The 9,934-nt window shown below is 39.7% G+C and carries 12 protein-coding genes; 8 read left to right on the forward strand and 4 right to left on the reverse strand.

Annotated elements, in window-relative coordinates; translation table 11 throughout:
• Positions 1-21 precede the first annotated feature (21 nt).
• Both V7K38_RS19200 and V7K38_RS19205 read right to left on the reverse strand, forming a co-directional pair.
• A complete protein-coding gene (locus V7K38_RS19200; RefSeq protein WP_334859983.1) occupies positions 22-756 on the reverse strand; it encodes a 15,16-dihydrobiliverdin:ferredoxin oxidoreductase in 735 nt (244 codons plus the stop codon).
• Positions 757-918: 162 nt separating this feature from the next.
• Positions 919-1,470 (reverse strand): phycobiliprotein lyase, encoded by a 552-nt coding sequence (locus V7K38_RS19205; protein WP_334859985.1) that lies wholly within the window; start codon positions 1,468-1,470, stop codon positions 919-921.
• A gap of 140 nt (positions 1,471-1,610) precedes the next feature.
• Here V7K38_RS19205 and V7K38_RS19210 point away from each other — a divergent pair, with 140 nt between their 5' ends.
• Positions 1,611-2,450, forward strand: coding sequence for a pentapeptide repeat-containing protein (locus V7K38_RS19210; protein WP_334859986.1), 840 nt, complete (start codon positions 1,611-1,613; stop codon positions 2,448-2,450).
• Positions 2,451-2,609: 159 nt separating this feature from the next.
• Here V7K38_RS19210 and V7K38_RS19215 read toward each other — a convergent pair whose 3' ends face one another.
• Both V7K38_RS19215 and V7K38_RS19220 read right to left on the reverse strand, forming a co-directional pair.
• Entirely contained in the window at positions 2,610-2,810 is a 201-nt protein-coding gene (locus V7K38_RS19215) for a hypothetical protein (RefSeq protein WP_334859987.1), read from the reverse strand.
• A gap of 139 nt (positions 2,811-2,949) precedes the next feature.
• On the reverse strand, positions 2,950-3,612 hold the full coding sequence (locus tag V7K38_RS19220; RefSeq protein ID WP_334859988.1) for a HEAT repeat domain-containing protein: 663 nt from the start codon (positions 3,610-3,612) through the stop codon (positions 2,950-2,952).
• 99 nt (positions 3,613-3,711) lie between these two features.
• Here V7K38_RS19220 and V7K38_RS19225 point away from each other — a divergent pair, with 99 nt between their 5' ends.
• The 7 genes from V7K38_RS19225 (at position 3,712) to V7K38_RS19255 (ending at position 9,888) form a co-directional block, all read left to right on the forward strand.
• Positions 3,712-4,305: a phycobilisome protein gene (locus V7K38_RS19225; RefSeq protein WP_334859989.1), complete on the forward strand. Its 594-nt coding sequence runs from the start codon at positions 3,712-3,714 to the stop codon at positions 4,303-4,305.
• A gap of 474 nt (positions 4,306-4,779) precedes the next feature.
• Positions 4,780-5,316, forward strand: coding sequence for a phycobiliprotein lyase (locus V7K38_RS19230; RefSeq protein ID WP_334859990.1), 537 nt, complete (start codon positions 4,780-4,782; stop codon positions 5,314-5,316).
• 58 nt (positions 5,317-5,374) lie between these two features.
• Positions 5,375-6,004, forward strand: coding sequence for a chromophore lyase CpcT/CpeT (locus V7K38_RS19235; RefSeq protein ID WP_334859991.1), 630 nt, complete (start codon positions 5,375-5,377; stop codon positions 6,002-6,004).
• Entirely contained in the window at positions 5,998-6,336 is a 339-nt protein-coding gene (locus V7K38_RS19240) for a CpeR family transcriptional regulator (protein ID WP_334859992.1), read from the forward strand. Before V7K38_RS19235 ends, V7K38_RS19240 begins: the two co-directional genes overlap by 7 nt.
• A gap of 516 nt (positions 6,337-6,852) precedes the next feature.
• Entirely contained in the window at positions 6,853-7,860 is a 1,008-nt protein-coding gene (locus tag V7K38_RS19245; RefSeq protein WP_334859993.1) for a phycobilisome rod-core linker polypeptide, read from the forward strand.
• A gap of 529 nt (positions 7,861-8,389) precedes the next feature.
• The gene (locus V7K38_RS19250) at positions 8,390-9,208 is read left to right on the forward strand and encodes a PD-(D/E)XK nuclease family protein (RefSeq protein ID WP_334859994.1); all 819 of its coding nucleotides are present in this window, start codon (positions 8,390-8,392) and stop codon (positions 9,206-9,208) included.
• The gene (locus V7K38_RS19255; protein ID WP_334859995.1) at positions 9,205-9,888 is read left to right on the forward strand and encodes a hypothetical protein; all 684 of its coding nucleotides are present in this window, start codon (positions 9,205-9,207) and stop codon (positions 9,886-9,888) included. The genes V7K38_RS19250 and V7K38_RS19255 overlap by 4 nt, the downstream gene beginning before the upstream one ends.
• The last annotated feature ends 46 nt before the right edge of the window (positions 9,889-9,934 follow it).

Below are 9,934 nucleotides of genomic sequence, written 5' to 3' on the forward strand. Positions count from 1 at the left end.
TAATTAATAATCCCCAATCGGTCATCTTTTGCTGGCACTAAGTGCCAGGGGAACAGCATCTTCAAATAAGAACTCATGGAGAAAACGCTCTGACCATTCATGACCAAAGTAACTACTAAACAGACCAGATGCTGGATCGCGGTCTGCACTATATTGGTCATAGTCTTTTTGAGCTTTGACAATCCGTTGGATATCTTCTGGATCTTGAATCGCTTGGGCATCTGCTAGCATTTGCCAATACAAGTTTAAATAATCTTGAAAAGCTTCAAAGACTCGCGTTGCAACTGTTTCAGGGTCTGTTTTGGCAAACAATAGGTATTTAGAAAAATACTGGTTCGCGTCGTAAAACTTCATTTCTAAGTTTTGTGCCAAATCCGGGTATTTATTATGGAGATATTTTAGCGGAGCTATATATTTATTTTGATAATCTTCATCCTGAAACAAAGGCTGAAAGTCAAGCACAATAAGATTTTTGACTTTGCCAAAAGATAAAAAATCAATCCCTAACAGAGGTAAATCGTAGTTATGACTGGGATAAACCACGCTGTTAAAAATTTGGGCGCTTTCTCCGGCATCAATATAGGTATAGCGAATTTTCCGCAACTCTTGAGATTGGTAACACCAACTCTGAATAGTTGCAGGGTTTCTGCCGCGATCGCTAACTTTGAATTCCAAACCAGGGGGAATGACCCTACTTTGTAAATCAAAGCGCTGAAATAGCTCTTTTTCTAAAAATTCCAGGAAAGGCTTATACATGGAGCATGATTTGTTAACCCTTGCATGAAAATAAATGATGACAATCATGCACGTCTCATTTATGAGAAACAAAGCAACATTCCTTAATGGGAATTGGGAATTGGGAATTGGGCATTAATCTCTTGTACAGACGCGATGAATCGCGTCTGTACTCAAAACTGCCTACATAGCATGATTCAGAGCGATCATTTGCTCTAGCAGTTCTTGGGAAACACAACGACGCTCAGAACAATAAGTCATTAGGTTGACACCGTTCATCATTCGCACGGTACTAACTCTGACACGAAAATCATCCGTAACAAACCAACAACGCTCTTGACCTTGATTATTGTCATAGTCAGTATTAATGGTCAGCACTCCATCATCAGCAAACCGATACCGACTCACAACGGGAATGCTTTCAACATAGCCTTGGTTGCGGATCAGTTTTCCAAAACGCCTCGTTTCGTCGGGAACATCAACCAAAATTGCAGCATTATCGCTATTAGGTAGCCTGGTATCTAGGTTAGCCTGCCATGCAAAGCTAGCACCACCTGTTGCTTTAGTATGATCTATCCCTTGGGCTTTACAGACTTCTTGGACTTTCGGATCGTCCTTTTCCATGACTTTAATAATCAAATTCGACTGCCCCGACTCATCCGCCGCCGAGTCAAAATGATGAACGGAGCGTTCTGTAAACCATGTCCCCTCACTTTTACGAAAGAAGTCGATCATTGACAAGGGCGGTATTAGATGCATCTGATTTAAAACCTCGTTTTATCAAATTTTGGCGTTCTTGAATACTGACTAATGAGATGAAGTCCCAATTTCGCTAAAGTGTAGAATAACTCCAAAAGTTATATTTTTATCAACTGATGACAAATAGTGAAATTCAACTTATTACTAGCGAACGCCCCAGTCTGACTCCAGAAATATTAACAGCACTGAAAGCTGGAATCCCCCTAGATTGGGCCGATTTGTATCAATTCAATCTTAGAGAAGTTGATTTACAACAAGCTAACTTGAGTAAAGCCAAGCTACTAGGAACTGACCTGAGTGGGCTAGTTTTGACTAATGCTGATTTGAGTGGGGCTGATTTGCGAGGCGCTAATCTGCAAGGAGCCGATTTGAGTCGGGCTAATTTGCAGGGAGCCTATTTAAACCGTGCTAACCTCCAACAAGCAAATCTCAGCGGCGCAAATTTGGATGAAGCTAAACTGCAAGTAGCGCGTTATGATACGCAAACAAAATGGCCCCAAGAATATAACTACAAAGCTTCGGGAGCGGTGGGGCCGGGTGCTAATCTCAATGGTGCTTTTCTGAATACAGCTTCTTTACGAAATGCAGATTTACAAGGTGCTAATCTGCGTGGAGCCTACCTGAGTGGTGCTGATTTGACAGGAGCAAATTTGCAAGGTGCGGCTTTAAGTGGCGCTGATCTGACGAAAGCTTATTTGACTGGGGCTTGCTTGCGGAATGCTCGATTGACTGGAGCCGATTTGCGGGATGCAGACCTGCGAGCAACTGACCTCCATAATGTAGAGATGGAACATCTTCAAAGTATTGCTGGGGCAGATTTTACTTTAGCCCAAGGACTCACAGAAGCAACTAAAGCCATGCTTAAAAGTCGTCCATATTCAGAACTCGACGTTTGGAATGCCTACACTCGTAAAACAACTCGTGACAGTTTGAGTGCTTCACCAATTGAGTCCTGATTTTTGAGTATGAGTTCAAAAGTAATTGCTAGTACCGTGTGGCGTAAATACGCCTACCTTTTTTAAAGACTGCAAATGATGATTTTTTCAAGGTTCGTAATAGTGGGTTTATTTCCGCCGACTTGTACTAGGCACTCAGCACTTTTAACTCAGCACTCTTTATACAGGCTTCCAGTTCTTTTTTAGAAGCGCTAAAAATGTAGCGTATCCTTCTGAAAAACCCGGCGGATCGGGTAGAACATATTGAGGAAATTCTTTATACGATCGCCAAGGTTCCGAAGCATTATGCCGCAAATGTAAAGCACATTCTGAGGAACCTGGTAGTCGCCAAGTCATTTGACCAGTTTGTATATTAGTCACAAATGCCTCCTCATCTCGAAAAAGTTGATCTTTTCTTCCAGATTTTGGCAGATTAACCGGATATTTTGGTCAAATTCAAGGTAAGATCATATATGTTAAAATAAGTTTTATCACAATATTTTAAAACAAACCCAAATCGCTATTGTGGTAACAAGTCTTCTAAAGCTGCTCCGACAACTCGGTGATCTTGATCCTGTCTGAGTTGGTTCAAGGCTGCTTTTGCTTCTGGCTCATCAAAGCGTTTGAGGGCATAGCTAACTCGCACGCGCATTCGCCAAGATTCATCATTCACTAAGGTTAGTATTTGGAATAGTGCTGCACTGTGTTGGCTCGAATTAGCTAGCAAGCCGAGTCCATCAACAGAAGATTCCTGAACTGTGAAATCTTCATCTTTTAAACCTTGAACGCAGATATCAAATAGTTCTTCAGGGCAATCCATTTCGGCGATCGCACCTAAAATACTCCGCTTAACTAGCCAGTGGTCATCCTGATAAAATGCCACAACTAGATGAGAAACTGCGACTCTGCCAAATAGCGATAACGAATTTGCCGCCTCAGCCCGTACATTAGGAGTATCGTCAAATTTCATAATTTGCATCAAAGCAGCAAAAGAATCTGCTGATTGTTGATTACCCAAACCCCTGGCTACAAAAGAACGCACCAAAAATTCTGAGTCATGAAGTTTAGTTGTTAGCAGAGGAACTGCAACTTCTGATTCATAATCATTGAGGGCTGCGATCGCCTTCAAACGATTGTGAAAATCTGGGTTCTTCAGTTCAGTTTGGATTTGATCGATTTCCATAGGTGCATTTGGTAGAGCTATCTTTACTTTATTTTACAGATGCCAAGAAATGGCGATCGCATTTGGGAAGATTTAATCAATTCCCAATTCCCAAAACTAATGACTCAATTAAGCGAAACCGCCAAAGAATTAATCGCCAAAGCGAGAATTATCAGCTTTGCTGAGTGGAAACAGTCCCATTCAACAGCAGCGATCGCCATATTCCAAGCTGCGGATGATGCTTTCCGCTATCTGAGTGACGAAGATTTATTGCAGATTACAACCTTGTCACCAGATAATTCTGAGTTTATTCCTGTTGCTGTATTGTTACGCGATCGCGCCGCCGAAATCGTTGATGAAGCTAGAGAGCAGGTTTTAGCAACCTATCCTGAAATTATTCAGCCTGGAGGTGGACTTTACCCGCCTGAGCGCGCTCAAGCTTGCTGGCGCGATTTTTGGCATTTTCTTCGCTGCATTACTTATGGCATAGCAGGTGGACACGCTGAGTATACGAATCCCACAGGACTGCACTATATGAACTTGCTTTATCAGGAGTTACACGTTCCACTAAATGCAATGCTATTAGGCTTAAAAAGCATCAAGGCTGCTAGTTTGAAGCGGTGTCCAGCCAATCAGCAGGAAACTCTTGCTCCCCATTTTGACCATTTAATCAGCCAACTGGCTATTTTCCAAATTCGATCAGGTTTGTCGTAAGCAATTCAATACGCTTACTAAAAGCCAACTTAATTAACTTTGCATTACGTAACATAGTTTGATTTATTCTTGCCCACTTACCAAGATAAACTTGATGACTCAGTACGATTAATACTTTTGCTCAAGGGAAAACAGGAATATCATCACCTGTATTTCAATGGCAAATAAAATACTAAAAACAAGCTGAAATTTCTCTAAAGTCTTATTTTACTTAACAAATTTTAACAAATATGGTTTCAGCATCGTATCAGAATATATAAAGGCATTAACGATTTAAAAACTTAAATCATTAAGACTAATAAAGATTTAAAATCTCCATGTCCACTCCTTAGTCATAGACAGGAGGGAATTTTGTCAATTCCCAATTGCTCAAATGCAATTGTGGTCAAGAAAGCTAGTATATAGACTGGGAGAATAACTATTTAACCAAGAGATATCTTGGGTTGTAAGCTACTTTTTAAAATCACTTTTCTAATGGAAATTACTGAATTTTTTGAACTTTCAATTGGACGATGGCGATCGCAGCGTAGTGGTCATCATTTAGCATTCGCCCACTTTGAACAAGTACTGTCTAACATTGACATTGAGCCTTTATCTAACGACGATCCGGCTGTACTAGCAATCTGCCAATTGTATAACACTGACCCCGGCAGTATTACCCATCCCTTTCGGATGACTTGGGAGGGTGAGTCAGACTGGGACGATAAACCAATCTCTGGTAGTACCGTATTAGTACCAATTCCAGATAGAGAAAATCCTTATAGAGGCAAACTTTTACGTGACAAAGGGTATGCCGAAACAATTCCCGCAATGGCTAAATATCATTTAAGTGAAGATGGTATTTTTACCCTGGTGACAGAGTATGAACTTGCTGCTGCTGAGGAACGAATTTGGTTTGCTACCCCAAACCTGCGATTTCGGGTAGCGACAATTAAAACCGGTGATGGTAAAGGCGTGACAACAGCTTCTTTTTCTTCAGAGATTCGCTCTTTGTCTAATTCAACCAATTAACAATATCAAGTTACAACATAGAAGTAATCATCTAGTTTTGTCACTACTGAGGTTGAAGATGACAATAGCGCCCAGTGAATCTAGCACCAACGCTAGCGATTTGCTCACCTTAGCCTGTTGGATGGCGGGAGATTTTAGCAACTACAAGCAATCTTTTGCAAATCCGCAACTTTACGCCCACATTCACATTTTTTTCCGTCCTTTACCGATTGAATTTTTTTCTGCCATCGGTTTTTATTCAGAACAGGCTTATGACCACGATTTATGGACACCCTATCGCCAGGGAGTACATAGACTAGTCGATTGTGGTGATCGCATTTATATCGAAAACTACAGATTGAAAGACCAGATGCTTTATGCAGGTGCTGCTCGTGAATTAGATATCCTCAAAACCATCACCCCAGAGTGTATCGAACGGCGTTATAACTGTTCAATGGTTTTCCAACGAGAGGGTGAAATTTTTCGGGGTAGCGTGGAACCTGGTAATCAATGTCTGATTAACCGTAATGGATGCCAGACATATCTGGTTAGCGAAGTAGAAATAACCGAGCATACTTGGATAAGTCTAGATAAAGGTATAGATATTGAAACTCATAAGCAAATATGGGGTTCAACTGCTGGCCCTTTGCAGTTTGAAAAAAGGGAAAGTTTTGCTGATGAATTACTTGCAGTGAAAGCATTATGTTGATTCATCTTGAATCTGTTAAATATAAAATGTTACCTCCACAGGCTGAAAAAAAGATGCGTTGCTGGATTCGCAGCCGCCACTTAATTTGTTCGGGTAACTTTTTTATATTCGAGACATTAGAGTATACAACGATTGAGAGATTTTCTGAATGTGTTGCTTCTTTAGGAGGAACAGTAATATCCGTTGACCCCATTAATAAAATCTGGATGGGCGATCATCGCCAAGTAATTTTATATCAGGCAAAAGCTAGTTTACATACCCCGCATCATACTTTGAAACAATACTGGATAAAATACGGTGGTTTCTATACTAGATTTGATGAGCGGGCTTGAGAGTTAATATACTGCGGACATCCTTTTGACATTTTGAATTTTAAATACTCCTTAAGGGGGTTGACGGCTAATTGTTAATGTTTAATTGCTAATTGTTCACGATAATTAGCTGTTACTTATTAACAGTTAGCCGTCTAAGTTTGTTAGAAAATGTAACTAAAAAAGTCTCCAAAACTTGATAAATTAATCTTGACTGTAAAAGTAATTCAAATTTCAGGACTTATACCATTTTGGATTGAAAATTATTTTTCTGAAAGAGTTCTATAATTCCATCTATTGCAATAATTTTCCAAATTGGTATTACGCCAACAATAGCCGAAAAAAGATTTTCTTCTTAGGGTAATTCCTGAACTACCTCTACAGCCTGTAATTTTACGTAGTGCGATTTCAGAAAGAACTTGGTATTAGCTTTACCACGCAAGCATTAACAAATACTTAGTTCCCATTACCTTTAAAAATATAGATTTCTAGCAAACGTCCTCAAAACCATTAGTTCTTCCTACCCACATAAACCCTATGCAGACTTTCGTAGATGACCAAACCAGACAACGCCAATATCAAGCCTTTCCTCAAGCAGAACCCATTGAACTGTGGACTAATGCTTCACCTGATGACATTGAAATCATCATTAGGGCAGTTTATCGGCAAGTGTTGGGTAATGCCTACATAATGGAAAGTGAACGGCTGATCGTTCCTGAATCTCAACTCAAGCAAGCTATAATTGATGTTCGTGAGTTTGTCCGTCAGCTTGCCAAATCAGAGTTGTATCGCTCCAGATTTTTTAATAACGTTTACCGCTACCGTGCCATTGAACTAAACTTCAAACACTTGCTAGGTCGCGCTCCCGATGACTATTCTGAGACTATAGATCACAGTAATATTCTTGATGAACAGGGTTTTGAGGCAGATATTGATTCTTATCTAGATAGCGACGAGTATTTAGATGCCTTTGGGGAGAATATAGTGCCATATTACCGGGGTTACAAAACCCAGACGGGCAAAAAGATACTGGAATTTAGCAATATGCTGCAACTATTGCGGAGCAATTCCAGCAGTGATAAGAACCTAGCAACAAATAATGAACCTCAACTGGTGCGATCGCTAATTACGAACACTCCTTACGGTAAACTGAAACCTACGGATGTGAGTGCAATACTTGCTGAAGTATTCAAGCCAAGACCAGAAACTGCTGCTCCAGTGAATACGTTTATTGCTGCTCGCACAGAAGCTGAACAAGGCTTGCGGCAAAAAATTCAAGAGCAAGAAAGCCAGATTGCAACTTTGCAACAACAACTAGCAGACTTAAGACCCTTTGCCAACATCGGGACAACAAAATTCAGTAGTAGTTGGCAGACTTCAAGTTACGTAAGTAGTACAGGTGAATATACATCTTTGCAACAGCAAACTGACGCGCAAGCAAAACATATTGCCTGTTTGCAAGAGCAAGTTGCTGATGCTCGACGGTCTGCCATAATTGGGGAAGCCCGGTTGAATAAGTGGCGCAGTCGCGTTTTTAATGGTTGATTTCTTTACTGTTTAGTTTTCTGGGGTGCGTTATGCCAAAGGCTAGCGCACCAAAAGTTAACAATGTAGCGATCGCATAAAATCAATAATTCCCTGATGGTGTATGCTCAAATCGATAATCGCGGTTTTTCTGACACATCTGGAAAATTGCTCATCAGTCAAGTCGATTTTTAATTTACCTGTAGTTATTGTGGCGTTTACAAGCTATTCTGAGCATCTTACTTTCTAGTTTAGTTATGGGGTGCGATCGCATGATGAAATGATAAGGAGCGCCACCCCACAAGTTGCAACAAAACGTAAAGTACGAACATACACAGGCATAGTATGAGCGATGGAATTATATAAATAATTATTGGTAAAAAGTCTATTTACAGATATAGCATATAGTTTTTTTCCTAAAAGCTTTGACCACTAACCATAAGATGGTGTATAGTCTCTTGTTAATTAAAAACAGAGAAATTCTGTCTATGATTCGAGATTTAGACCAGGTACACCAAATGCCAGCTTTCATCATAGGAAATTGAAACTTATGGGACAAGTTTGGCTACCATCTGCAAGTTATAATCTTTGGTCTTTATCAGATTCACGAGTAGGTAAAGAATCCTTGTTTTGTGATATGAAGCGAGGCTTTAACAAGGTTCGTCAGAAAGAACCTCAAGTTAAAGCTCTGTTGGAAGACAACAAACATCAGCGAATTGGTAAATTAGCACAAGCGGGAATTTATGAATTTTATCAAGACCCCCAACTTTTGTCACAGTCTGAGGGTGTGGAACAAGTTGCAGCTATTCTAAAATTAAATCAGGAGTCAGAGGAAGTTCAAGAGCGGATCATTGGCATTCTGAACAACTATTATAAAAAACCTATTTTAGTTGGCAAGCAAATTATTCAGTTTAGCAAAGGTGATGAGGGATTTCCTATACCGATCACTATCGAAGAAGGTAATTATTCTTTCGCTTTATATGCACCAACTGACTGCACTTTGAAACAGCAAGATGGTACTATTCATATTTTAGATTTCAAGACAGGTAAATCAGACTTTGACCGACGACAGGCTTACGTCTACCTATTAGCAGCTAGCTATCTCTATCCGCAACAACCATCTGTTGCGTCTTTCTACAACTTAGAAACTGACTTGGCATCTGACATCATTACAGCCACTCCTGAACAACTTAAATTTGTGCAGATAGAGTTAGCAGATATAGCAAAACGGTATGAGATAGAAAAAATGCATCATGGCAAAAACCCAAATGATTTTGCCACAATATTCCCTCCTAATCCTGGTATTGCCTGTAGGTACTGTACCTTTAATTCAGTTTGTGAATTTTCTGTAAGTGAGGTTTCTAGGTGATTGCTACCACAACTATTCGTGAAATAAAAACTCTTTCCTCTAGCGAGATTTTCCGTTTAAATTTTTCAAATCTTAATATTATATGCTTTCAGCTTAAACCTGATATTGAACAGGAGGAAGGCATTAGTTTGAGCTTCCATCTTAGTCGGATTTTACCTCACATAGTCGTTGTTTGGGATAAGCCATATTTTTATGCTCTTGATCAATGCAAGAAGTCTATGCAGTATTTGCAGTGTTTTGGGAGAGACTGGGAATCTATACTAGAACAAATTGCTGTGGAAGGAATAAAAGACTTTAGCGATCGCACTTGGCAGTTTCAAGAAGTTCCACTTACTAAAACAGTCTCAGCAAATGTTATTTCTCTATTCGCTTATCAGGTATTAAAGACATCTAAACCATATCCCTTTTCATCCATAACTGCTTTGTCTAAAAATGGTGTGCAAGTAAGACGTGAGGCAAAATTCTGGGCAGAAACTATCGAAATAGATGGAACTTTACAAGCTGCTATTACTTTAACCTTTAAAAGTAAGTTTTTGTTAACAAAAAGCTTGGCTGATTTTTATCTTAATCATCCCGAAAAGGATAATCCAGAGAAGCTTTTAATTGATCTGAATGTTCGCTCTCTTTCTGGTGATATAGCAATTATCAGTCTTATGAAGTACAGTAGCAGCAGTGAGTAAACCAACCCACTAAATTTTCTATCGTCACTTCTGCAAATGCCGCATC

Source organism: Nostoc sp., assembly GCF_036917465.1.
In the GTDB taxonomy this organism is placed as follows: domain Bacteria; phylum Cyanobacteriota; class Cyanobacteriia; order Cyanobacteriales; family Nostocaceae; genus Nostoc.